Source organism: Enterococcus sp. 3G6_DIV0642 (assembly GCF_002140635.1).
Taxonomy (GTDB): domain Bacteria; phylum Bacillota; class Bacilli; order Lactobacillales; family Enterococcaceae; genus Enterococcus_D; species Enterococcus_D casseliflavus.
Genome location: NZ_NGLH01000001.1, coordinates 3,403,537 through 3,427,348, shown reverse-complemented (window position 1 = coordinate 3,427,348; position 23,812 = coordinate 3,403,537). Strand labels below are relative to the sequence as shown.

General features: G+C 44.2%; 17 protein-coding genes. 11 read left to right on the top strand and 6 right to left on the bottom strand.

All coding sequences use genetic code 11. The features are described from left to right. Positions 1-92: 92 nt before the first annotated feature. The 4 genes from A5878_RS16555 to A5878_RS16540 form a co-directional block, all read right to left on the bottom strand. Positions 93-1,079: a polyprenyl synthetase family protein gene (locus tag A5878_RS16555; protein ID WP_010748870.1), complete on the bottom strand. Its 987-nt coding sequence runs from the start codon at positions 1,077-1,079 to the stop codon at positions 93-95. 11 nt (positions 1,080-1,090) lie between these two features. Next, positions 1,091-1,651, bottom strand: a complete 561-nt coding sequence (locus tag A5878_RS16550; RefSeq protein ID WP_005232987.1) for a Gx transporter family protein — start codon at positions 1,649-1,651, stop codon at positions 1,091-1,093. Between the two features lie 10 nt (positions 1,652-1,661). Continuing rightward, on the bottom strand, positions 1,662-2,069 hold the full coding sequence (locus tag A5878_RS16545) for a NusG domain II-containing protein (RefSeq protein WP_010748871.1): 408 nt from the start codon (positions 2,067-2,069) through the stop codon (positions 1,662-1,664). Between the two features lie 206 nt (positions 2,070-2,275). Further along, on the bottom strand, positions 2,276-4,216 hold the full coding sequence (locus A5878_RS16540) for an NAD(P)/FAD-dependent oxidoreductase (RefSeq protein WP_005230327.1): 1,941 nt from the start codon (positions 4,214-4,216) through the stop codon (positions 2,276-2,278). Positions 4,217-4,486: 270 nt separating this feature from the next. Here A5878_RS16540 and pplA point away from each other — a divergent pair, with 270 nt between their 5' ends. The 3 genes from pplA (at position 4,487) to menA (ending at position 7,732) form a co-directional block, all read left to right on the top strand. Continuing rightward, on the top strand, positions 4,487-5,425 hold the full coding sequence (gene pplA / locus A5878_RS16535) for an extracellular electron transfer flavoprotein PplA (protein WP_005230329.1): 939 nt from the start codon (positions 4,487-4,489) through the stop codon (positions 5,423-5,425). Between the two features lie 264 nt (positions 5,426-5,689). Further along, the gene (locus tag A5878_RS16530; protein WP_005230331.1) at positions 5,690-6,766 is read left to right on the top strand and encodes an FAD:protein FMN transferase; all 1,077 of its coding nucleotides are present in this window, start codon (positions 5,690-5,692) and stop codon (positions 6,764-6,766) included. A 12-nt stretch (positions 6,767-6,778) separates the two neighbouring features. Next, a complete protein-coding gene (menA, locus tag A5878_RS16525; RefSeq protein ID WP_005230333.1) occupies positions 6,779-7,732 on the top strand; it encodes a 1,4-dihydroxy-2-naphthoate polyprenyltransferase in 954 nt (317 codons plus the stop codon). Between the two features lie 337 nt (positions 7,733-8,069). Here the strand turns inward: menA and A5878_RS16520 are convergent, their stop codons facing one another. After that, a complete protein-coding gene (locus A5878_RS16520; RefSeq protein WP_005230334.1) occupies positions 8,070-9,032 on the bottom strand; it encodes a biotin--[acetyl-CoA-carboxylase] ligase in 963 nt (320 codons plus the stop codon). 433 nt (positions 9,033-9,465) lie between these two features. Between A5878_RS16520 and rpoB the strand changes: the two genes are divergently transcribed. The 8 genes from rpoB to A5878_RS16475 all read left to right on the top strand — a co-directional run bounded on the left by rpoB (position 9,466) and on the right by A5878_RS16475 (position 22,282). Beyond that, positions 9,466-13,083 carry a DNA-directed RNA polymerase subunit beta gene (rpoB, locus tag A5878_RS16510; RefSeq protein WP_008381746.1) on the top strand — a complete coding sequence of 1,206 codons (3,618 nt, stop codon included), beginning with the start codon at positions 9,466-9,468 and terminating at the stop codon, positions 13,081-13,083. Positions 13,084-13,170: 87 nt separating this feature from the next. Then, positions 13,171-16,821, top strand: coding sequence for a DNA-directed RNA polymerase subunit beta' (gene rpoC, locus A5878_RS16505; protein WP_005230340.1), 3,651 nt, complete (start codon positions 13,171-13,173; stop codon positions 16,819-16,821). Positions 16,822-17,065: 244 nt separating this feature from the next. Continuing rightward, positions 17,066-18,532 carry a PRD domain-containing protein gene (locus tag A5878_RS16500; RefSeq protein ID WP_005230353.1) on the top strand — a complete coding sequence of 489 codons (1,467 nt, stop codon included), beginning with the start codon at positions 17,066-17,068 and terminating at the stop codon, positions 18,530-18,532. Between the two features lie 2 nt (positions 18,533-18,534). Next, positions 18,535-19,032: a PTS sugar transporter subunit IIA gene (locus A5878_RS16495; protein ID WP_005230355.1), complete on the top strand. Its 498-nt coding sequence runs from the start codon at positions 18,535-18,537 to the stop codon at positions 19,030-19,032. Between the two features lie 16 nt (positions 19,033-19,048). Beyond that, positions 19,049-19,363, top strand: coding sequence for a PTS fructose transporter subunit IIB (locus A5878_RS16490; protein ID WP_005230357.1), 315 nt, complete (start codon positions 19,049-19,051; stop codon positions 19,361-19,363). A 46-nt stretch (positions 19,364-19,409) separates the two neighbouring features. Beyond that, positions 19,410-20,489 (top strand): PTS fructose transporter subunit IIC, encoded by a 1,080-nt coding sequence (locus A5878_RS16485; RefSeq protein WP_086295778.1) that lies wholly within the window; start codon positions 19,410-19,412, stop codon positions 20,487-20,489. A gap of 17 nt (positions 20,490-20,506) precedes the next feature. Then, entirely contained in the window at positions 20,507-21,361 is an 855-nt protein-coding gene (locus A5878_RS16480) for a class II fructose-bisphosphate aldolase (protein WP_005230362.1), read from the top strand. Positions 21,362-21,382: 21 nt separating this feature from the next. Next, on the top strand, positions 21,383-22,282 hold the full coding sequence (locus tag A5878_RS16475; protein WP_005230365.1) for a ketose-bisphosphate aldolase: 900 nt from the start codon (positions 21,383-21,385) through the stop codon (positions 22,280-22,282). A gap of 63 nt (positions 22,283-22,345) precedes the next feature. On the opposite strand, the gene A5878_RS16470 is transcribed toward A5878_RS16475, so the two are convergent. Then, positions 22,346-23,761 (bottom strand): helix-turn-helix domain-containing protein, encoded by a 1,416-nt coding sequence (locus A5878_RS16470; RefSeq protein ID WP_005230373.1) that lies wholly within the window; start codon positions 23,759-23,761, stop codon positions 22,346-22,348. Positions 23,762-23,812 lie beyond the last annotated feature (51 nt).

Genomic DNA, 23,812 nt, shown 5'->3' with positions numbered 1-23,812 from the left:
AACTAAAAAGCCCCCAAAGGTAGATCAAAAATCTAACCTTGGGGACTTATTTCAGTATGATTCCAGCTGCTAGGCTTTTGCTAGATCCTTGATCAGTTCTGACGCCCTAGGATCTGAGCAGTGATCTGGTAAAGATACGTTTTGGTTTCATCTTTGGTCTCAGGTAATTTCTGGATCGCCTGCAAAGCTTTTTTCGTATAGTCGGCTGCGAGTTTCTTGGCTTCCTCGATCCCAGCACTTTCTTGGACGATCCGATAGACTTCGTGGGTGTCGGTGTCCGTCATAGCGTCTTGTTTTTCCAGCAATGGGAGCAGCTGTTGGCGGTCACTTTTCAATGCCATCAACAGCGGCAGGGAATAGACGCCTTGCCGAACATCTTCCAATACTGGTTTTCCTAAAGCAGCCGCATCTTGGCTGTAATCCAAGACGTCATCCATGATTTGAAAGGCAAGGCCAATGGCTTCACCGATCTCACGGGCTTGATTGGCAAAGCGCAAGGAGGTGCCGCTTTCGTAAGCCCCGATGAAGCAGCTTAAAGCAAACAACTCAGCGGTTTTGCCGCGAATGTTTTCTAAGTAATCCTCGACAGTGACGGACAAATCGTATCGTTTGCTCATTTGTCCTAATTCGCCGGCCAGGATTTTTTCCATACTACGGGAATTCATCTGCAAGCTTTTCATGGAGCTGGCATAATCCGCCATCAATTTAAAGCAGCAGACAAAGAGGTAATCACCAGCATAGACAGCGACATCGTTGCCAAATTCGGAACGAATGGTCGGCAGCTTGCGGCGGGTGTCCGCATGATCGACGATATCGTCGTGGATCAACGAGGCAGTGTGGAGCATTTCGATCGAGGCCGCCAATGCGACGGCTTTTTCGCGATCTTTGTCGCTGCCATAAGCAGAAAAGAGCAGCTGATAAGCAGGACGCAGCAGTTTCCCACCTGAATGGATCATGGACAGGATCGCTTGTTCGACCTCTTTGTTTTTTAGTTTTAATGATTTTTCCATCAATTGCAAGGAGGCAGATAAGTCAGCTTGCAGTGCTGGATACTCTTGCCACATGGAATGAAGTTTCATAATTAACTCCTTTATTCTGAATCCGAGCGCCATTTGACTTTGGTCTGGCGTTCATAATCAATTTGAAAACGGCGCAGTGTTTCGACACGGCGCAGCAAGTAGTTGGCGGCGATCCCGATAGCGATCCCGGACAAGATCCCAAAGAAAGACAGGACCGGCAAGTAGAGCATCACGCTCCAGGATTGAGCGATCCATGAGGCAGTGATCAACTGTCCGACGTTGTGTAAGAAACCGCCGGCCGCACTAATGCCGATGATGCTGACACGCTTAGGCCCCAACTGTTTCACCAAAGACATCCCAAAGTAGCTCAGTAAGGAACCGCTCATACTATATAAGAAGGTCGAAACCGTTCCTCCTAGTAACGTCGTTAAGATCAGTCTTAGCCAAATCAAGAGAAAGCTGTCTTTTTTCGGCATAGTGAACAAAGCAATAATGGTAATTAAATTTGCCAAACCTAGTTTCGCACCAGGCGCAAAGGCAAATGGATAAGGGATCATATTTTCAACTAAACCAATCACGACCCCTTGGGCGACCAGCAGTGAGATGAAAATTATTCGTTGTAATCGACTCATAAGCAAACGATCAATAGATTAGATCGTCGGTCTCACTCCCATCTGCGGCTTGGATTTCGATCACCAATTTATGAGGCAGACAGACGATGGTTTCCCCATTTTTACTGGCCCAGCCACGGCGGACACAAATCTGGTCGCCGCAATCGGCTTCCTTGATTCGGATCCGATCCCCTTCGATCTCCAGTAAATTGGTATCGCCATCTTCATCTTCATAAAGATAGGTGTACGTTTTTTGACCTTCAACTAAGTCAAAACGCTTGATTTCTGTCCCATCGACCCGCAAGACGGCTTCTTTGTCCGCTGTTTGCGTCTGGCCAAAAATAAAAATCGGTAAAAAAGAGCTGAGGATCAAAACAAGTATGATGACGCCATCCCATGGTTTTAAATGGGCATCGCGGATAAATTCTTTTAATTTCATCAAAAAAGACTCCTGTTCTTTCATGTGATGTGTCTCATTCTAGCATAAGAAGACAAGATTCTACTAGCTGAATCCTCAATAATCCACCGATTTCTGTGCAAGGACGATCAAGAAAAAGTTCTGTACTTGGAAAGAGACCAAGACACTGATTGAAAATCAGAATGTCTTAGTCTCATGAAGTCGTACAGGTATTCTATTTTGCTGGCTTATTTATTGCCATATAAGGAGCGAGGGGTACCGTACCACCATTTTCCAAGGGTACGTTGCAACCATGGGATTACCCAACGGTCTAAACCGACTGCGCGTCCTGAACCGTTCATCAAGGCAAATGCAACTGGAATGAACCAGATGTTTACCCAGTAGAACATACCAGACATACAGAAAGTCAATACTAAAACGATAGTCGTTGCGTTTACTAACCAAGTGAAGAGACCAGCCATCAATGCAAGAGCTAAAGCAATTTCAAAGAAGACCATGAATTTTTGGAAGAACATTGCAACGTCGTTGTTTGGCATGATAAATTGCATAACTTTTGTGAACCAGTCAGGTGATTTTTCAATCACGATCATTGGTTGCTCACCGTAAGCATAGCTCAAACCGAAGTGTGCGGCTTGTGTCGCTGCATCGGCTGCTTCACCGGCACCACTAGCGGCACTGGCTGCATCGGCTGCTTCACTAGCACCACTGGCTGCATCAGCGACTGTTTGATATTCCCAAGTCCAAGGGAATACGCTGTTGCCTTGGAACCAAGAACCTTCACCGAACCATGTACCAGGTTTGAAGACTTCCCCATTCGTACCCAAAATTTTCTTGAAGGCTTCAACGAACCAGACAAGACCATAGAAAATACGAAGCGGAACACTCCACAAGACGTTTCCGTAACGAGACGTATGACCACGGGCTACTGTCCGGTCATCTTTGATGTGGAAGATTTCATGCATCAAGTATTGGAACATGTAGTAACCAGAACGAATATCAAAGAAGTATTTCAAGTTAACGATATGTTTCATAATGATCGCTAAGAAACCGCTCAGGTGAATCTTATTGAATAAGTTCGCCACGCCCCATTTGGCACCGATGGAAACCATAAATCCTTGGTAGTTTCCTTTGAATTTATGTTTTTCGCCGCCTTTGATGGCTGAAACGATATTCGTTGCTGCAGTGTGCCCAGTTTGTTCAGCTGCTTGCACGATTTGTGGTGTTGGTGTGTTCGGGAATTCTTCGAAGTAAACCAAGTCACCAATAATATAGATGTTTTTGTCTTCGTAGCCTTTTGCTTCCATGTACTCATTGGCAACTAGACGGAACCCACGCGCGGTTTCTAAACCGAAATCAGCAGCATCGCTAGTTCCTTTGACACCAGCAGTCCAGATCAATGTGTGGGTTGGGATCGTTGAACCATCTTTTAGTTTGATGTGGTCAGGTGCCACTTCAACGATTGGTGCATTCAAGACAAGATCAACATTGTTTTTCTTCAAGTAACGTTCTGCTTTGGCTGCATCGTTACGATCAAGCATGTTTAAGATCGTTGGCATTGCTTCAACGACTTTCAAGCTGATTTCACTTGGGTCCAATTTATAATCGGAAGCTAAACGATCTTTCCAATCGATCAGTTCACCGATCATTTCGATCCCAGTAAATCCAGAACCACAAACGACAAACGTCAACATTGCTTTACGTAATGCTGCATCTGGTTCGATCGCTGCTTTTGCGACAGTTTTTTCAATGTGTTCGCGAATGCGGACAGCATCGTCAAATGACCATAGAGTAAAGCCATTTTCTTTGACACCAGGTGTACCGAAGTCATTCGGTTCGCCACCCATCCCTAAGATCAAGTAGTCAAATGAATAGCTGCCTAATTTTGTTTGGACGGTTTTATTTTCTTTATCGATCCCAGTTACTGTATCGGTTACTAAACGAACATTTTTCTTGCGTGAGAACAAGCGCTGCAAGTCATATTGAATTGCGGTAGGTTCTACACGTCCTCCAGCGACTTCATGCAGTTCAGTCATCATCGTATGATAAGAGTGACGGTCGATCAATGTTATCTCAACATCATTGTCTTTTTTCAATTTCTTTGCCATGTACTTCGTAGCAGAAACGCCTGCATAACCGGCACCGACAACGACAATGTTTTTCTTTGCCATTGCAAATCTCTCCTTAATAAAAATAATCTATGATAATAATTACACAATCGTTCCTATTATATAGACAAATGGTTCATTTGTCTAACGATTCTGATGAAAAAAACGCATATTTCCTGAAATTCGTGAAAACTTGCGAAAATCAAAAAATAAGTCATTTTTTATTGAAAAAGCGGAAAGGAAGCGGTTGACATCTCGTAAATTTACTTTACAATGTTAGATGTATCACAAACTTTTTTGTGGGGAAAATAAACAAGTAAAAGGTGGATAATTATGAAAGCAAAGAAATTGATTGTAGGTATGGCGGTATTTTCATTCGCAGGATTATTGTTAGGGGGATGCGGAGCAGACGACAACAATACAGGTTCTTCGTCAACTAGTGAAAGTACATCACAAACTTCTGCAAGCGATTCTGCAACTACAGAAAGCTCAGAAGCAACCGTCGTTGCAGGCGAGCCAATGCAAGATGGTACGTATCGTTTAGAAGAAAAGAACTATAAAAACGACTACCGTGTCACATTTGAGATCACAGTCAAAGACGGCAAAATCGTTGAATCAAAATATGACAACGTCAATGCGGATGGCGAATCAAAAACAGAAAACACTGAATACAATGAAACAATGAAAGAAAAAGCAGGCATCAGCCCAGAAGAATTTATTCCTAAATTCAATGAAGAGTTAGTTGCCGCACAAAGCCCTTCTTCAATCGAAGTAGTTTCTGGCGCGACTCATTCCTTTGATTCCTTCCAAAACTATGCACAACAATTGATTCAAGCGGCGCAAGCAGGCAACACGGAAACCATTGAAATCGACAATGGTGCAGACTTGAAAGACGGAACCTATACATTAGAAGAAAAGAACTACTCAAACGGTTACCGCGTAGTCTTCTCAATGACTGTAGCTGACGGCAAAATCTCTGAATCAAACTACGACTACCTAAACGAAGCAGGCGAGTCGAAAAAAGATGATGCATCATACAACGAAAACATGGAAGCAAAATCTGGTACAAGTCCAGAAGAGTTCATTCCAAACTTCAATGAAGCCTTTGTTTCTGCAGTCAATGCCGAAGACGGCTCTGTGGCAGACATGGATGTTGTTTCAGGGGCAACCCACAGCTTCCACAGCTTTGTTATCTATGCACAACAATTGTTGAATGCCGCTGAAAAAGGCGACCAAACAACAATCGAAGTGGATAACTTCGTTACTGAATAATCACAACTTCTTTCCATGAAGAGGACAGCATTCGTTTTGAGTGCTGTCTTTTTTTCGTGGGCAACAAGGTCACAAAAGCAAGTTCGTGCAAAAGGAAGCAATCTGGTGGGAAGGTTTTTTTTAAAAAGAACTGTTTTTTACAAAGAAGAAAAGGTTCGATTAAGGATTCCTAAAATACGTTGAGGAATCACGGAATGCCCCTTTTCATTCTGCCAAAAAAAGGCTATTATATGAAGGTTGAAGACAATAGAAAAGAGGAAAATCATGAAAAAGAAAGTAACGTTTTTTCTGATGTTTGTTTTTTTAGGCACAATGTTGGCAGCCTGCGGCAGTGATCAGGAAGCAACGACGCTGCGAGAAGAACCATATTTTCAAGAAGAATTTTTATTAGGTACGTATACTCGGATTCGCATTTATGATGAAGGCAAAGAGGACGCTATGAAGCCTGCCTTTGACCGCATCAGAGAGTTAGGCGATAAAATCACCATCAACCAAGCAGGGTCAGAGATCGATGAAATCAATGCGCAAGCTGGCATCAAGCCAGTGAAGGTTTCAGATGATATCTATTATTTGTTGAAAGAAGCCTATGATTATAGTGTGAAATCAGAAGGCGGCTTTAATATGGCCATCGGTGCGATCACCCAATTATGGCGAATCGGCTTTGATGATGCCCGCAAGCCAGAGCAATCTGAGATCGATGAAGCGTTGAAACATATCAATTATGAACAAGTCGAGTTTAACGACGAAGACCACACGGTGTATTTAAAAGACAAGGACATGATCCTTGACCTTGGGGCGATCGCCAAAGGCTACATCACGGATGAAGTCGTCAAAGTGCTGAAGGACAATGGCGTGACTTCCGCGATCGTCGATTTGGGCGGGAATGTCTATGTGTTAGGTCATAGCAACCGCGGTGCAGATGAGCCATGGAATGTCGGAATCCAAGATCCAAACAAATCTCGCGGCTCGATTATCGGCAGTATCAAAGAAACCAATAAAACAGTAGTTACTTCAGGGATCTACGAACGCTACTTAGAAGTAGACGGCAAAACGTATCACCATATTTTTGATTCTGAGACTGGCTATCCTTACGATAGCGATGTAGCAAGTGTGACTGTGATCACTGACAAATCCATCGATGGTGACGGGTTGACTACGGTGGCGTTTGATAAAGGAGTCAAAGAAGGCTTGGCTTATATCGAACAGCATACCGAAAAGGGAACCGATGCGATCTTTATCACAAAAGAAGATAAAGTGTACGTAACAGACGGCATCAAAGATACCTTTGAGCTTTCAGAGGAATCAGGCTACACGATGGGTGATCGTGCTGATTTAGAATAGGAGGAGTGAAAGATGTCTCTTTCAGTGTTTTTAGAAGTGGTGGAGATCCGCACCAAGGTGGCGAGTGTCTTCCCTTTCATTATGGGTGTGTTGTTCTCGTTGGTGTATTTTCATGAATTTCATCCGTTGAATACTGTGATTTTTTTTCTGGGGATGCTGCTGTTTGATTTGACGACGACGTCCATCAACAATTATATGGATTTCAAAAAAGCCAAATCAGAGACCTACAAATACCAGCACAATGTGATCGGGCGCGAAAACATCTCAGAAGCTACTGTTCGCAATCTGATTTTTGCGATGCTGGCAGGAACCTTACTGATCGGTCTTTACTTGACCTTTGTTACCGGCTGGCTGTTGCTAGTGATGGGGCTGGTGGTTTGTTTTATCGGGGTCTTTTATACCTTTGGCCCCATTCCGTTATCGCGGATGCCTTTAGGCGAGGTGTTCAGCGGTGTAACGATGGGATTAGGGATTTTTGCCATCACGATCTATATCAATACCATTGATCAAAAAGTGTTTTATCTGGCACTGGATTTTGCGAACGGAACCTTTGGCTTAGTGGGGAACCTCTGGGCCGTGTGCGCCATCGTGTTGGCATCCTTGCCGTTGATTTTCACGATTGCTGACATCATGTTAGCCAATAATTTACGGGATCTGGAAGCTGATATCGAAAACCATCGCTACACGCTGGTGTACTACATCGGTCGCGAAGCAGGTATCCGTCTGTTTCAAGGCATGATGTTGGCGTCTTATGCCGCTATTTTATTGGGCCTCTTGTTTGGTCTCTTTCAATGGCCAATTTTGCTCGTGTTTCTGACACTGCCGAAAATCCGTCAAAACTTGAAAGAACATCAAACCAGCCTGCCCCACCCACGTAGCTTCGGCTATTCGATTAAAAACATGATTTTATTCAACAGCAGCTATGCCTTGGGCTTGCTTTTGTGCCTGCTGTGGCAATTGCTGTAAAAGAAAAGATCGACCCGCTCTTGAAAGAGCAGGTCGATCTTTTTTATGTGGGGAATGAAAGAGCGCATAAAAACTGTAGAAAAGACATGATAAAAGAACAAGCATCCTACTTAGTATGAAAAGATGAGGCTCGCTTTCTTTTCGATCCTGATTGCAACAGTAAAGTTTTGGTGACAGTGGCTAAACCCGATAGAAAGGGGAGCTGCCTAGGTTGTTCTTTTGTATAAACCTTCGGAATAAGCAGGTCTGTTTATGGAGTATTTATGCTCGCGATTGCTTTGACTGATTCCTTACGAAAGCAGCGAATCAGCAAGCGGATTTGCGACTTTTTGCAGCATCAATACCGTTCCAAACTGATTTCTCCAGAAGAAAGCACCTTGCGCTCCGTTGCTGTTTCCACCACTAATTCACCGGTGTTAGTAATGTCTTTGGCGATTCCTTCATAGGTCACACCTTGTTGTGTAAACTGAACGGTGCGGCCCAAAACGAAGGATTTCTGCCGATAGCGGGCCATGTAATCCATGTCAGGCAGCTTTGCCAATAATTGGAAGAACCGACGCCAAATTTCTTGGATCAAGGTTGCCCGAGAAAAGGTTGGATACTCTTCGCCAGGAAAGAGTGAGGTCGCTTTTTCCCGAATCTCTGCTGGAAACTGCTGTTGCGGAATCGAAAAACTGATGCCGATACCGATCACAACCGAGGTAATGCGGCCTGTTTCAAAGTCACTGGTTGCTTCAGACAAAATACCGCAGATTTTTTTTCCATCTAAGTACAGATCGTTGACCCACTTAATGGCCGTTTCCTTCATTAGAAGGGCATCGATGGCTTCTGCGACTGCCACCGCAGCCAAAACGGTATATTGCGGCAATTCTTGAAACGCTTGGTTGGGTTTTAAGAGCAAGCTCATGTAGATCCCTTGTTTTTTCGGTGAGAAAAACGGTCGTTCGAAGCGGCCATGGCCGCCTGTTTGCGTTTCGGTCAAAAAAAGGGCGGGGGTTGCCAGTCCACTGTCCAAAGCGGCGATTTTGGCTTCTTTCATGGTGGACTCAACAGCATCCTTGATTTGAATCGTGGGGATCATCGGCAAGGCGGCTGCAAGTGCTGCTTGATCGTAGCGGTCAGCGGAGACAAAGCGATAACCGTTGGCCAAGTGTTTGAAATGATAGCCTTCTTTCTCAAGTTCTTTAATGGCTTTCCAGACTGCTGTACGAGAGATCGACAAGGCTTGGGCTAGTTTTTCTCCGGACAGTACAGTATCTTCTTTTTGTAATAAGGTCAGTATTTTTTCTTTTGTCGTCATAAGGATATCCTTCCTAATGTTTCACGTGTAACGTTTTCGTTAGCATAGCAAGAAATCGGCAAAAAGCAAAGTAGTTTCTTACGAAAAACAGTCCTCACCAGCCTTGTTTTTTTCTTTAGAAAATCTTAGGAAATGGGTGCGTCAGAAAAGCATTGTAACTTCCAATGAAAGCTTGACAGAAAAGTGCTTCGTCTGTATAATAAGGAGTTGCAAAAACTATCTGAACGAAAAAAGCAGAAACGAAATATTGTCCGTTTCGGCTTAGGAATAAGGAAACAAAAGTAGAAAATGCCCAATGCATCCGTTCTATTTTTGGTTTTTTTTTGCCTAAAAGCCGCAAAAAATGCTTTCTGTAACCTATATTTAATATTTGTTACAGTTTTGTAAATAATCGGATAGCCTTTTTGAAAGACTTTATGAAGAGGTGAAGAGCTTGGCTGGACACGTAGTAAAATACGGAAAGCATCGCGAACGTAGAAGTTTCGCACGGATCAGTGAAGTATTAGAATTACCGAATTTGATTGAAATTCAAACCGACTCTTACCAATGGTTCCTAGATGAGGGCCTAAGAGAAATGTTTGAAGATATTTTGCCAATCGAAGGATTCAACGGTAACTTGTCCCTAGAATTTGTGGATTATGAATTGAAAGAACCAAAGTATACAGTAGAAGAAGCCCGTGCCCATGATGCAAACTATTCGGCACCATTACATGTTACTTTGCGTTTGACGAACCGTGAAACTGGGGAAATCAAATCCCAAGAAGTATTCTTTGGTGATTTCCCATTAATGACTGAACAAGGAACCTTTATCATCAACGGGGCAGAACGGGTTATCGTTTCTCAGTTGGTCCGCTCTCCAGGTGTATATTTCCATGGCAAAGTCGATAAAAACGGCAAAGAAGGCTTTGGTTCAACTGTTATCCCTAACCGCGGTGCGTGGTTAGAAATGGAAACTGATGCCAAAGATATCTCTTACGTGCGGATTGACCGTACCCGTAAAATTCCTTTGACGGTCTTAGTCCGTGCCCTAGGGTTTGGTTCTGATGACACGATCTTTGAAATTTTCGGCGACAGTGAATCATTGCGTAACACGATCGAGAAAGACTTGCATAAAAACGCAAGCGATTCTCGTACCGAAGAAGGATTGAAAGATGTTTACGAACGTCTTCGTCCAGGCGAGCCAAAAACAGCAGACAGCTCACGTAGCTTGCTGAACGCACGTTTCTTCGATCCAAAACGTTACGACTTAGCAAATGTTGGTCGTTACAAAGTAAACAAAAAATTAGACTTGAAAACACGTCTATTGAACTTGACCTTAGCAGAAACCTTGGTTGACCCTGAAACAGGCGAGATCATTGTTGAAAAAGGCACTGTTTTGACTCACCAAGTCATGGAAACACTAGGCGCATTTATCGATAATGGCCTAAACAGTGTAACGTACTATCCATCAGAAGATGGGGTCGTTACCGAACCAATGACCGTCCAAGTCATCAAAGTCTTTTCACCAAAAGATCCAGAACAAGAAGTCAACGTGATCGGTAATGGCTATCCAGATACTGCTACACGTACGGTTCGTCCAGCAGACATCATTGCTTCAATGAGCTACTTCTTCAACTTGATGGAAGGCATCGGCAATGTCGATGACATCGACCACTTAGGGAACCGTCGGATTCGTTCTGTTGGTGAATTATTGCAAAACCAATTCCGGATCGGGCTTGCTCGGATGGAGCGTGTCGTGCGTGAACGGATGTCGATCCAAGACACCGAAACCTTGACACCGCAACAGTTGATCAATATCCGTCCGGTTGTCGCAAGTATCAAAGAATTCTTTGGTTCTTCTCAGTTGTCACAGTTCATGGACCAAACAAACCCACTGGGTGAATTGACCCATAAACGTCGTCTATCTGCCTTAGGACCTGGTGGTTTGACGCGTGACCGTGCCGGCTATGAAGTCCGAGACGTTCACTATTCCCACTATGGCCGTATGTGTCCGATCGAAACGCCTGAGGGACCAAACATCGGGTTGATCAACAGCTTGGCCTCTTATGCCAAAGTCAACAAGTATGGCTTCATTGAAACACCATACCGTCGAGTTGACCGCGAAACAGGCCGTGTTACTGACAAGATCGATTACTTGACTGCCGATACCGAAGACCACTACGTTGTGGCCCAAGCAAACAGCTTGTTAAATGAAGACGGCTCTTTCGTAAACGACGTTGTTATGGCGCGTGCTACTTCTGAAAACTTGGAAGTTTCGATCGATAAAGTCGACTACATGGACGTATCACCAAAACAAGTAGTCGCAGTCGCAACCGCATGTATTCCTTTCTTGGAAAACGATGACTCCAACCGTGCCTTGATGGGTGCCAACATGCAGCGGCAAGCTGTACCATTGATCAATCCGAAAGCACCTTGGGTTGGTACTGGTATGGAATACAAATCAGCACATGACTCAGGAGCTGCTTTGTTATGTAAACATGATGGGATCGTAGAATACGTGGATGCAGCCGAAGTGCGCGTTCGTCGTGACAATGGCGCATTGGACGTTTATTCTGTTACCAAATTCCGTCGTTCAAACTCAGGAACCAGCTACAACCAACGTCCATTAGTAGCACTTGGTGAAAAAGTGGAAAAAGGCGACATCTTAGCAGATGGCCCATCTATGGAACAAGGCGAAATGGCACTAGGACAAAACGTCTTAGTCGCATTCATGACTTGGGAAGGGTACAACTATGAAGATGCCATCATCATGAGCCGTCGTTTGGTGAAAGATGATGTTTACACTTCTGTCCATATTGAAGAATATGAATCAGAAGCCCGCGACACAAAATTAGGACCTGAAGAAATCACTCGCGAAATCCCGAACGTTGGGGAAGACGCTTTGAAAGACCTAGACGAAATGGGGATTATCCGCATTGGTGCGGAAGTCAAAGATGGCGATCTGCTTGTTGGGAAAGTCACGCCAAAAGGGGTAACGGAACTTTCAGCAGAAGAGCGTTTATTGCACGCAATCTTTGGCGAAAAAGCCCGCGAAGTGCGTGACACTTCTCTACGCGTGCCTCACGGCGGCGGCGGAATCGTCCACGATGTCAAAATCTTTACCCGCGAAGCTGGCGATGAATTGTCACCAGGCGTGAACATGCTGGTTCGCGTTTATATCGTTCAAAAACGGAAAATCCATGAAGGGGATAAAATGGCCGGACGTCACGGAAACAAAGGGGTCGTTTCTCGCATTATGCCAGAAGAAGACATGCCTTTCTTACCAGATGGCACACCAGTCGATATCATGCTGAACCCATTAGGGGTACCTTCTCGGATGAACATTGGACAAGTATTAGAGTTACACTTAGGAATGGCTGCGCGTCAACTAGGCATTCACGTGGCAACACCAGTCTTTGATGGTGCCAGCGATGAAGATGTTTGGGCAACGGTTGCTGAAGCAGGAATGGCCAGCGATGCCAAAACAGTGCTTTACGACGGACGTACCGGCGAACCATTTGATGGCCGCATCTCCGTTGGTGTCATGTACATGATCAAATTGGCCCACATGGTCGATGATAAATTGCATGCCCGTTCCATTGGACCTTACTCATTGGTTACTCAACAACCATTGGGAGGAAAAGCCCAATTTGGTGGACAACGTTTCGGAGAGATGGAAGTTTGGGCACTGGAAGCATACGGTGCTGCTTACACCTTGCAAGAAATCTTGACCTACAAATCAGATGACGTGGTTGGTCGTGTGAAAACATACGAAGCAATCGTCAAAGGGGAACCAATTCCAAAACCAGGTGTACCAGAATCATTCCGCGTATTAGTAAAAGAATTGCAATCACTGGGTCTAGACATGCGTGTCCTAGATATCGATGATGCAGAGATCGAACTACGTGATATGGATGATGACGATGATGATTTGATCACCGTTGATGCCTTAACAAAATTTGCGGAGCAACAAACAGCCCGTGAATTAGAACAAAAAGCACAAACAGAAGCTAAAAATGCCGCCGACGCGTTGAACCAACAAATCGAGACAGCAGAAGATCGCTTGCAATAATAGACGGCCCTCGCTATTTCCGCCACCAGCGGAAATAGCCCCCGTTCTATCGGATATGTCCATGAAATGAAATGGAGGGAACCTTTTTTGATCGATGTAAATAAATTCGAAAGTATGCAAATCGGTTTGGCTTCTCCTGAAAAAATCAGAAGCTGGTCTTATGGTGAAGTAAAAAAACCAGAAACCATTAACTACCGTACGTTAAAACCTGAACGCGAAGGGTTGTTTGACGAGCGTATTTTCGGTCCAACCAAAGACTGGGAATGTGCTTGCGGCAAATACAAACGGATCCGCTATAAAGGCATCGTTTGTGACCGTTGCGGCGTGGAAGTAACACGTTCAAAAGTGCGTCGTGAACGCATGGGACACATTGAACTAGCAGCACCAGTATCACACATTTGGTACTTCAAAGGCATTCCTTCACGGATGGGTCTTGTCTTAGACATGAGCCCACGTGCATTGGAAGAAATCATCTACTTTGCTTCTTACGTAGTGATTGAACCAGGAAACACCAGCCTTGAGAAAAAACAACTATTGACTGAACGGGAATACCGTGAAAAACGTGACCAATACGGTCAAGAATTTTCAGCAGCGATGGGTGCCGAAGCCATCAAACAATTATTAGATGGCGTTGATCTTGAAGGCGAAGTTGCTGAATTGAAAGAAGAATTGAAAAACGCAACTGGTCAAAAACGGACGCGTGCGATCCGCCGTTTGGATATCTTAGAAGCATTCCGTGCTTCAGGAAACAAACCAAGCTGGATGGTCATGGACGTTATCCCAGTTATCCCGCCTGATTTGCGCCCAATGGTGCAATTAGAAGGTGGACGTTTTGCCACAAGTGACTTGAACGACTTGTATCGTCGTGTAATCAACCGTAACAACCGTTTGAAACGCTTGTTAGACTTGAATGCACCAAACATCATCGTTCAAAATGAAAAACGGATGTTGCAAGAAGCAGTCGATGCCTTGATCGATAACGGTCGTCGCGGCCGTCCAGTTGCAGGACCAGGGAACCGCCCATTGAAATCTCTTTCTCACATGTTGAAAGGGAAACAAGGTCGTTTCCGTCAAAACTTGCTAGGAAAACGGGTCGACTACTCAGGTCGTTCAGTTATCGTCGTTGGTCCATTCCTGAAAATGTACCAATGTGGTCTGCCTAAAGAAATGGCGATCGAATTGTTCAAACCATTCGTGATGCGGGAGCTTGTTTCTCGTGAAATCGCGTCAAACATCAAAAATGCCAAACGCAAAATCGAACGTCAAGAAGACGAAGTTTGGGATGTTTTAGAAGATGTCATCAAAGAACATCCAGTGCTATTGAACCGGGCACCTACGCTTCACAGATTAGGTATCCAAGCATTTGAACCAGTCTTAGTTGAAGGCCGTGCCATTCGTTTGCACCCACTTGTTTGTGAAGCCTACAATGCCGATTTCGATGGAGACCAAATGGCCGTTCACGTACCATTGAACGAAGAAGCGCAAGCAGAAGCACGTATGCTGATGTTAGCAGCCCAAAACATTTTGAATCCAAAAGACGGAAAACCAGTTGTAACACCATCTCAGGATATGGTCCTAGGGAACTACTACTTGACGATGGAAGAAGAAGGCCGTGAAGGGGAAGGCATGATCTTCCGTGACATGGACGAAGCAGTTACGGCATGGCGCAATGGCTACGTGCATTTACACACACGGATCGCCATCAATCCAAACACTTTAGGGGACAAACCATTCACGTCTGAACAAAAACAACGCTTGATGGTAACAACAGTGGGTAAAGTGATCTTCAACTCGATCATGCCCCCAGAATTCCCATTCTTGAACGAACCGACAGACTACAACTTGACGGTTCAAACACCAGACAAGTACTTTATTGAAGCTGGTACAGATGTGCCTGCCTTCATCAAAGAACAAGAGCTTGTTGGCCCATTCAAGAAGAAAAACTTAGGAAACATCATTTCAGAAGTCTTCAAACGTTTCCGCATCACTGAAACGTCACGCATGCTTGACCGCATGAAAGACTTAGGATACAGCCACTCAACAATGGCGGGTATCACCGTTGGTATCGCTGATATCATGAACTTGCATGAAAAACATGAAATCATCGACAATGCCCACAAACAAGTAGAAACGATCACGAAACAATTCCGTCGTGGGTTAATTACCGATGACGAGCGTTATGAACGAGTTATTGGTGTTTGGAATGCAGCCAAAGATGAAATTCAGTTAAAACTGATGGAATCATTGGAAGCGAAAAACCCAATCTTCATGATGTCTGATTCCGGTGCCCGTGGTAACATCTCCAACTTTACTCAGCTTGCTGGGATGCGTGGATTGATGGCCGCGCCTAACGGACGTATCATGGAATTGCCGATCATCTCAAACTTCCGTGAAGGTCTATCTGTCTTAGAAATGTTTATCTCGACCCATGGTGCCCGTAAAGGGATGACCGATACCGCCTTGAAAACAGCCGATTCCGGTTACTTGACACGTCGTCTCGTTGACGTTGCCCAAGATGTCATCATCCGTGAAGACGATTGTGGCACTGACCGTGGTTTAGATATTCAAGCAATTCGCGAAGGAAACGAAATCATCGAATCCTTAGAAGAACGTTTGATTGGACGTTACACACGTAAATCAGTGATCCATCCTGAAACTGGCGAAGTCCTTCTAGGGGTCAATGAATTGATCACTGAAGATTTAGCTAAAGCCATCGTGGATGCTGGCATCGAAACAGTATCGATTCGCTCTGTCTTTACATGTAACACCAAACATGGTGTATGTAAACATTGTTATGGCCGCAACTTAGCCACTGGTTCTGAAGTTGAAGTTGGGGAAGCAGTCGGTACCATCGCTGCCCAATCAATCGGTGAACCTGGTACTCAGTTGACCATGCGTACCTTCCATACCGGCGGGGTTGCCGGAGACGATATCACGCAAGGTCTCCCTCGTGTCCAAGAAATCTTTGAAGCCCGTAATCCGAAAGGACAAGCGGTCATTACCGAAGTTACCGGAGAAGTCATCGATATCTCAGAAGACCCTTCAACTCGGACCAAAGAAGTGACCATCAAAGGGGAAACCGATACGCGTACGTATACCGTTCCTTATACTGCCCGGATGAAAGTAGCAGAAGGCGACTTTATCCATCGTGGTGCACCATTGACGGAAGGTTCGATCGATCCAAAACAACTGTTACAAGTTCGCGATGTCTTGTCTGTTGAAAACTACCTATTACGGGAAGTTCAACGCGTTTACCGGATGCAAGGGGTAGAAATCGGCGACAAACATATCGAAGTAATGGTTCGTCAAATGCTGCGTAAAGTCCGCGTTATGGATCCAGGTGATTCAGGCATCTTGCCAGGAACATTGTTGGATATCGCCGACTTTAAAGACCGCAACTACGACACATTGGTAGCCGGCGGCGTTCCTGCAACTAGCCGTCCAGTCCTATTAGGGATCACGAAAGCATCCTTGGAAACCAACAGCTTCTTGTCTGCTGCGTCCTTCCAAGAAACCACTCGTGTGTTGACCGATGCAGCGATCCGCGGCAAGAAAGATCCACTTCTTGGATTGAAAGAAAATGTTATCATCGGTAAGATCATCCCAGCTGGTACTGGTATGCCTCGTTACCGTGAAATGGAACCAAAAGAAGTAACAGTTGCCAGCGAAAATGTCTACAGCATCTCAGACATCGAAGCACAAATGGCTGCTGAAGACGCATTGAACAGCCAAAACTAATCAATGCCCAGCACCTGATTGACTCAGTGTGACGGAAAAGCTTGTCATTCTTCGGAATGGCAAGCTTTTTTTGTTTAGCAAAAGGAAATGTTACGAAAAAGAATGCGTCCTTCTTTCATCCTAGAAAAAGGGCATTTGGAACAATAAATGAAAGCGTTATTTTTGAAATGTCCAAATCAGTGGACATCGATTAAGAAATACTCGAGCCAAAGAGGGCTATAGTAAAGATACGGAGGGAGACAGTATGAAGCTGAGCAAGAGAGAAACACGTTTGATTGAGCAGTTTATGACACAAGGAATGAATTTGACCGCTAATGAACTAGCCACAGCTGCTAAGGTTTCAACAAAAACCATTTATCGGACAATCAAACGGATCAATGAGGCTGCTGGTTCAGAAATCATTCGGTCTGAAATCGGCAAAGGATTTTGTTTGGATTATGAAGCGTATCTCAAAGGCACGATTGAAAATCAAGAAACGGATCAAAATGATGAGCCGCTTGAGCGGCGTCATGCGATTGCACTGCATTTATTGTTTAAATCACCAAAGCGATTAATGATCAAAGAGCTGTTCGCCCCTTACTATTTGAGTGAAGCAGTGATAAGTAGTGATATCAATCGTCTTTCGGAATATTTTCAGTACTTTGAACTCCAGTTGATCCGATCCGATAAGAGAATTTCAGTGATTGGTACCGAAAAAAATATCCGTCGCTGTGTCAACGATCTCTTTACGAAGACCCATGTGTGGAATGAAGAAATGGTTACGCAAAAATATCCCATCAATGCCTTTGATATCAACTTTATTACCTCAATTCTTGAATTTATTGAGCGAAAACTCGCGAACAGTATTGCGTATCCTTACAATATGAATATTTTCTCGCATCTGTATATTCTGATTTTACGAATGAGAGAAGGAGAAATTGACCGTGAAGAATTTATTGAGGGCTTAGATGAGGAAGAACAGCATTTGATTGAACAGCACCAAGAGTTTTATCAAATTGCCCAACAAGTGATTGAAAAAATCAATGCCTATCTCGTGACGGAGCTGCCAGAAAGTGAGGTATTTTATCTCTACCAGTATTTAGTGTCTTCCAGAGTGGAAAACAAACCCTTGGCAATGACCAATCTGACAAAAGAAGCCAGCGAAATCACGGAGTTTTTTACTAACCAGATGGAAAAAGCACTGGGTATTCAATTGAACCAGCAAACAGACAAGACCGATCTACTTTGCCATATCCAGCCGATGCTCTATCGGCTAAAGAATAAAATTATCGTGAAAAACGGTCTGCTAAGTGACATCCAACTAGAGTACCCAAGGATTTTTGAGCAAGTGGCACAAGTCAGCAAGGAAGTGGAGAAAACCTATGGAACGAATCCCATATCGGAAGACGAGATTGGTTTCTTAGTGCTGTATTTTGTGAAATTTAAAGTCATTCGTCGGCGCAGACAGCGAGTCTTAATCATGTGCAGCAGCGGCGTAGGGACTTCTGAGCTGCTGAAAGTCAAAGTCCAACGAGCATTTCCTGAACTGGATATCGTGGATGTGCTTTCCGCTCGTATGTACCGAAAGCATGCGCAAGACTACCAGAATATCGATTTGATCTTAACCACCATTAATTTGCCAGTAGAAACGCAGGTGCCGACGATTTTAGTCAATTCGGTATTTACCAAACAGGATGAAAAGCGAGTCCAACAACTATTAGGAGAGATGTAAAGATGAAAAACGAAAGCCAAACGATCCAAACGTTCAGCATCGCAGATGTAATCAATCCCAATCTTATCAAGATGGAAATGGAAGCGAATTCAAAAGAAGAAGCGATCACTGAACTGTCTGAACTTTTATATGAAAACCAAATAATTACCGATTTAGCAGGGTTCACCCAAGATGTCTTTGCCCGAGAAACGGAAGGAATGACCGGTATCGGACATGGCTTAGCAATCCCACATGGAAAGTCAGACAGTGTGAAAAAGACTTCCTTAGTGATCGGAAAAACCAAGCGTCCGCTTGAATGGGAGTCCATCGATGAAGCGCCCGTTCAAGTAATCATCTTGTTTGCAGTCAAAAATACCGATGCCAATACGATGCATATCAAGCTGCTGCAAAAAGTAGCGATGCTACTAGCGGATGAATCGTTTATTGATCGTCTCGTTGCGTCAGGGACAAAGGATCAAATGATGGCCTTGCTTGCTAAAGATCCAATGGCAGAAAACTAAGAAAGGGGGAGAAGAGATGAAAATCGTTGGTGTAGCTGCTTGTACTTCAGGAATCGCTCATACGTATATCGCTAAGCAAAAAATCGAAACAGCTGCGAAAGAACTTGGTCATGAAGTCCATATCGAAACCCAAGGAACCATCGGGACAGAAAGTGAATTGACGGAAGCAGCTATTCAAGCAGCCGATGTTGTCATTATTGCGGCAGATATCAAAATCGGCGGCAGAGACCGTTTTGAAGGCAAGCGAATAGTAGAAATTCCAACTAGTATGGTGATCAAAGCGCCTAAGCGTTTGCTTGAAACGATTGAAGAAAAATTAAATCAGGGATGAATCAACGAATGTTTTAACGACTTAAATTCAAAGGGGGATGAAACAAATGATGAAACAGCTGCAGTTGAAAAAACATGCCTTAACCGCCATCTCGTATATGCTACCTGTCGTTGTAACAGCTGGGCTTTTAATCGCTATCGGAAATCTTGCCAACGGCACGGCCATTGAAAATTACGATGCTGCCTATACGATCCCGGATGCACTGGTTTCGCTGGGGGTTTTAGGGATGGGACTGCTGGCGCCAGTGATCGCTGCCGCGATCGCCTATTCCATTGCCGATCGTCCAGGAATCGCTCCTGGTCTTTTTATGGGACTGATTGCCAATGCGATTGGTGCAGGCTTTTTAGGGGGAATGTTAGGAGGCTATCTCGCAGGTTATCTGGTCTTATTCTTAGTAAAAAACCTTAAAGTACCACGTTGGGCACAAGGTCTGATGCCAATGATGATCGTACCGGTCTTGTCGACACTGATCGTTGGTGCTTTGATGTTCTTCGTCATCGGTGTACCGATCGTGTGGGCTACTGAGGCGTTGACTACCTTCTTAACGAATCTGCAAGGCTCGGGAAATTTCTTATTTGGCGCGATTGTCGGTGGTATGGCTGCCTTTGATTTTGGCGGCCCCGTCAACAAAGTCGCCTCGCTATTTGCTGATGGTCTATTACTGGAAGGCATTCAAGAACCCGAAGCCGTGAAAATTTTAGCCTCAATGGTGCCGCCCTTTGGTGTTACAATCTCTTGGGTCCTCTCTCGTCTCTTACGCCGGCCCAAATATTCTACGGAAGAAGAAGACAACATCAAGATCGCTTTTCCAATGGGCCTTTGTATGATTACAGAAGGAGTGATCCCGATCGCTGCCGTCGACCCGTTTCGCGTCATTTTTTCTTGTACGGTCGGAGCAGCCGTCGGCGGTGGTCTAAGCATGGTTTGGGGCGTCGGTTCACCAGTGCCATCTGGTGGGGTCTTCATCATTCCTGCCATGACGGATCCACTGAAATTTACCATCGCACTCCTGATTGGTTCTGCCATCACCGGTGTTTTGCTGTTTGCATTGAAAAAGGCACCCGTGGAAACGCCGATCATGGAAGAGGAAGAAGACGTTGACTTTTCGTCGATTGAAATTTCTTAAGAAAAGGAGCGAAGAAAATGTATGTATCAATGAGAGAGATGCTGCAAAAAGCCAATCGAGAAAACTATGCCGTTATGGCTATCAATTGTTTTAATATGGAAACCGCTAAAGCAGTGATCGACGCCGCTGCAGAATCTCATGCGCCCATCATCGTGGATTTGTTGCAAGACCATTTAAAAACCCATCTGGATCATCGTTACTTAACCCAGCCGATCATTCGAATGGCAGAAAATGTCAATGTGGAGGTTGCCATCAATCTGGATCACGGACAGGATATCGCCTTCGTCAAACAATGTCTCCATGAAGGATTCTCAAGCGTCATGATGGATGCCTCTATGCATCCTTTAGAAAAAAACATCGCCATCACCAAAGAGATCGTGCAATTTGCGCAAGCCTATAATGCCAGTGTCGAAGCAGAGGTTGGGGACATGGGAGCAGTGGCTGGGGATCAGTATACTAGCGATGCGATGTATACCGATCCAGAGGAAGCCATCCATTTTATTCGAGCAACCGGGGTCGACTGTCTCGCTCTTTCTTACGGCTCCAGTCATGGGGATTATCCAGCAGGGTACCGCCCGGCATTTCGCTTTGATATCGTTCAAACCATCAAAGAAGCCACTGATCTACCGCTGGTTTTGCATGGTGGCTCGGGAGCCGGTAGAGAGAATATCTTACGTTCCGTGGCATTAGGAATCAATAAAATCAATGTAGGGGCTGATTTTATGAAAGCCCAAAGAAATGCCCTGCACCAACAGCTGGATGCTTGTCCGGAAAGCGATTATCCGACCCTGATCCACCAAACCATCGAAGCAGGAAAAGCAGTCGTCAAAGAGTATATCGAATTATCTGGATCAAAAAACAAATCACTTTAAAAAAGAATGGAGCACACTTATATGTTGATCAATATGAAACAATTACTGACCGTTGCCAAAGAAAATCAATTTGCCGTTGGTGCCTTTAACGTCGCAGACAGTAACTTTTTACGCGTCGTTATCGAAGCAGCAGAAGAAAACGATGCACCAGCCATCATTGCGGTCCACCCAACAGAATTGGCCTTTACAAAGGATGAATTTTTCCACTATGCAGTTTCCAGAGCGAAAAACAGTTCTGTGCCGATCGTGATCCATATGGACCACGGCGACAGTTTGGCAAGTATTATGCGGGCGATCCATTGCGGATTCAGCTCGGTGATGATCGATGGGTCGTTGCTGCCTTTTGAAGAAAATATTGCTCTAACAAAACAGATTACCGAGATTTGCCATCCGATTGGGGTATCTGTCGAAGGCGAGCTAGGAACGATCGGCAATACCGGAACCTCCGTTGAAGGGGGCGTCTCCGAAGTGATTTATACTCGTCCTGAAGATGCACAAGAGTTCATTGAGAAGACAGGCATTGACACACTAGCAGTTGCGATTGGAACTGCCCATGGTATTTATCCGAAAGATATCAAACCGGAATTAAAAATGGATGTCTTGCAAGAAATCAAAGATCGTGTCGATATCCCATTGGTGTTGCATGGCGGATCGGCCAATCCCGATGAAGAAATCGCTCAGGCAGTGGCAATCGGTATCCAAAAAGTAAATATCTCCTCTGACTATAAATACGCCTTTTATAAAAAATGCCGCCAAATCTTAGCAGAAACGGAATTGTGGGATCCAAATGCCATTTACCCAGAATGCATTGAGGCAGCCAAAGCAGTGGTTACGCAAAAAATGACCCTCTTCAATGCAATTGGGAAAGCAGCTCTGTATCGCCAGCAAAACGTCCAGCCATGGCGTAGTGAACAAAATTAAACAGTAAATAAATAACAAAAAAACCCTCAAAAATCGCTAAATTGCGGCTTTTCGAGGTTTTTTTTATTGCGCATTCTTTTCTTGCAGCATCCGAATCCCCTTTTCCTGAATCTGCCGAGCGATAAACGCCAAATCATTCGAAGTCAGGTTGATGTCTGCATAATGAAACACATTTTTTCTGCAGGAGGGGGTCAAATTGCCGATGATCAAATCATAAGTCTCGTCCAGTTTGGTCAGAGAAAACGAGTCCAGAGGATTTAAAATCGTGATTGTTAGCTGATAAGGAATAAACTGTTGGATTTTCGTCTGGATAAATTCCGTATGGTAACTATTTGTATCATAAAACAAAGCTAAGCGAAAGTCAGCGTGGGTATCGATGATTTCTTTGGCGAAATTTGGAAAAGAGGTATGGAAAATATAAATTAGGTAATTGATCGTACTTGGTCGAATGATTGGCAAATTCGAATGGGTCAAAACCTGAACGATGTCTTGATTGACTGTCTGTTGGACCAAATCACAGTTATTGACAAAACGAGCAAAGCGATCATCCAAGATGCAGTAAGGAACCTGCAAGTTGATTCCAAGAAAATAGGAAAAGACGACGGCATCCAACTTCTCTTCAAAATTGGCTTCATGATAGTTGTATTTTTTAAATATACGCTTGGTCATTTGATAAAACTCTTGTTTGGTCTCGCGAAAGACAGCGGGGTCTTGACCGATATGGGTTGTGATATAGCCGACCATTTTCTCGACGTAAGCACGACTGTAGCCAGTAAATTCGCTTAAATCGATTTTTTCTAAGAAATATTCGATGTGGTTCCCATTGGGATTGGAAGCGTATAAGCGATCGCGCTTCGTGTTGATATAGATTACAAAGGCAATTTTTTTGATGTCGGAAAAATAAAGTTTTAAGGGTGTCGCAGCAGCCATGATACGGGCGATCTTCAAGAAATCCTGCTCTTGGTTAATGTTGGCATCCACAAATTCATACTGGTACTTCTCTAAGAAGAAAATCAGAAAAAATTGGCGAATATTGTTTTCATTTCCTTTTAACTGGATGGGTTTGGTTGCGATGAAGAAATCATACGGTGCCAGAACCAAATTGATCCTCTTGATCAAACGAATGATCGATGACTTGCTTAAATTTAATTCTAGTGCCAGCATGTCATAACTAGTGAAACTTGATGAGAAGAGTAGTTCTAACAATTGAAACGCAGACGAGCGATTTAAAAACTGGCTGTATACGTCTAGTCGAGTAGCGAAAGGCTGCAAGTGTAGGCGAACAGCTGAATAATCGTCAAATTGTAAGTCCAGAAACGAAAATTCATTGTCGATTTCCGCGATATAGGTTTTCGCTGCAGACATTGAAATGGAAAATTTCACTGCCAAATCGTGAAGACTCGTCCCCTGATCGTCTAATAAATACTTAATCAGCTGTAGTTTCTTTTGTGTTGTAGATGATAACAATTTCCGTAACATGATTGCCCCTGAGCCCCCTTTTAAGTAAATAGTATCACGTTTTTACATGTA

What these genes read in the sequence shown, in the direction of transcription:
- A5878_RS16470 (WP_005230373.1), bottom strand. Translation starts at nt 23,761, where the DNA reads ATGTTACGGAAATTGTTATCATCTACAACACAAAAGAAACTACAGCTG.
- A5878_RS16475 (WP_005230365.1), top strand. Translation starts at nt 21,383, where the DNA reads ATGTTGATCAATATGAAACAATTACTGACCGTTGCCAAAGAAAATCAA.
- A5878_RS16500 (WP_005230353.1), top strand. Translation starts at nt 17,066, where the DNA reads ATGAAGCTGAGCAAGAGAGAAACACGTTTGATTGAGCAGTTTATGACA.
- A5878_RS16480 (WP_005230362.1), top strand. Translation starts at nt 20,507, where the DNA reads ATGTATGTATCAATGAGAGAGATGCTGCAAAAAGCCAATCGAGAAAAC.
- A5878_RS16490 (WP_005230357.1), top strand. Translation starts at nt 19,049, where the DNA reads ATGAAAATCGTTGGTGTAGCTGCTTGTACTTCAGGAATCGCTCATACG.
- A5878_RS16485 (WP_086295778.1), top strand. Translation starts at nt 19,410, where the DNA reads ATGATGAAACAGCTGCAGTTGAAAAAACATGCCTTAACCGCCATCTCG.
- A5878_RS16520 (WP_005230334.1), bottom strand. Translation starts at nt 9,032, where the DNA reads ATGACGACAAAAGAAAAAATACTGACCTTATTACAAAAAGAAGATACT.
- pplA (WP_005230329.1), top strand. Translation starts at nt 4,487, where the DNA reads ATGAAAGCAAAGAAATTGATTGTAGGTATGGCGGTATTTTCATTCGCA.
- A5878_RS16540 (WP_005230327.1), bottom strand. Translation starts at nt 4,216, where the DNA reads ATGGCAAAGAAAAACATTGTCGTTGTCGGTGCCGGTTATGCAGGCGTT.
- menA (WP_005230333.1), top strand. Translation starts at nt 6,779, where the DNA reads ATGTCTCTTTCAGTGTTTTTAGAAGTGGTGGAGATCCGCACCAAGGTG.
- A5878_RS16555 (WP_010748870.1), bottom strand. Translation starts at nt 1,079, where the DNA reads ATGAAACTTCATTCCATGTGGCAAGAGTATCCAGCACTGCAAGCTGAC.
- A5878_RS16495 (WP_005230355.1), top strand. Translation starts at nt 18,535, where the DNA reads ATGAAAAACGAAAGCCAAACGATCCAAACGTTCAGCATCGCAGATGTA.
- A5878_RS16545 (WP_010748871.1), bottom strand. Translation starts at nt 2,069, where the DNA reads ATGAAATTAAAAGAATTTATCCGCGATGCCCATTTAAAACCATGGGAT.
- A5878_RS16550 (WP_005232987.1), bottom strand. Translation starts at nt 1,651, where the DNA reads ATGAGTCGATTACAACGAATAATTTTCATCTCACTGCTGGTCGCCCAA.
- A5878_RS16530 (WP_005230331.1), top strand. Translation starts at nt 5,690, where the DNA reads ATGAAAAAGAAAGTAACGTTTTTTCTGATGTTTGTTTTTTTAGGCACA.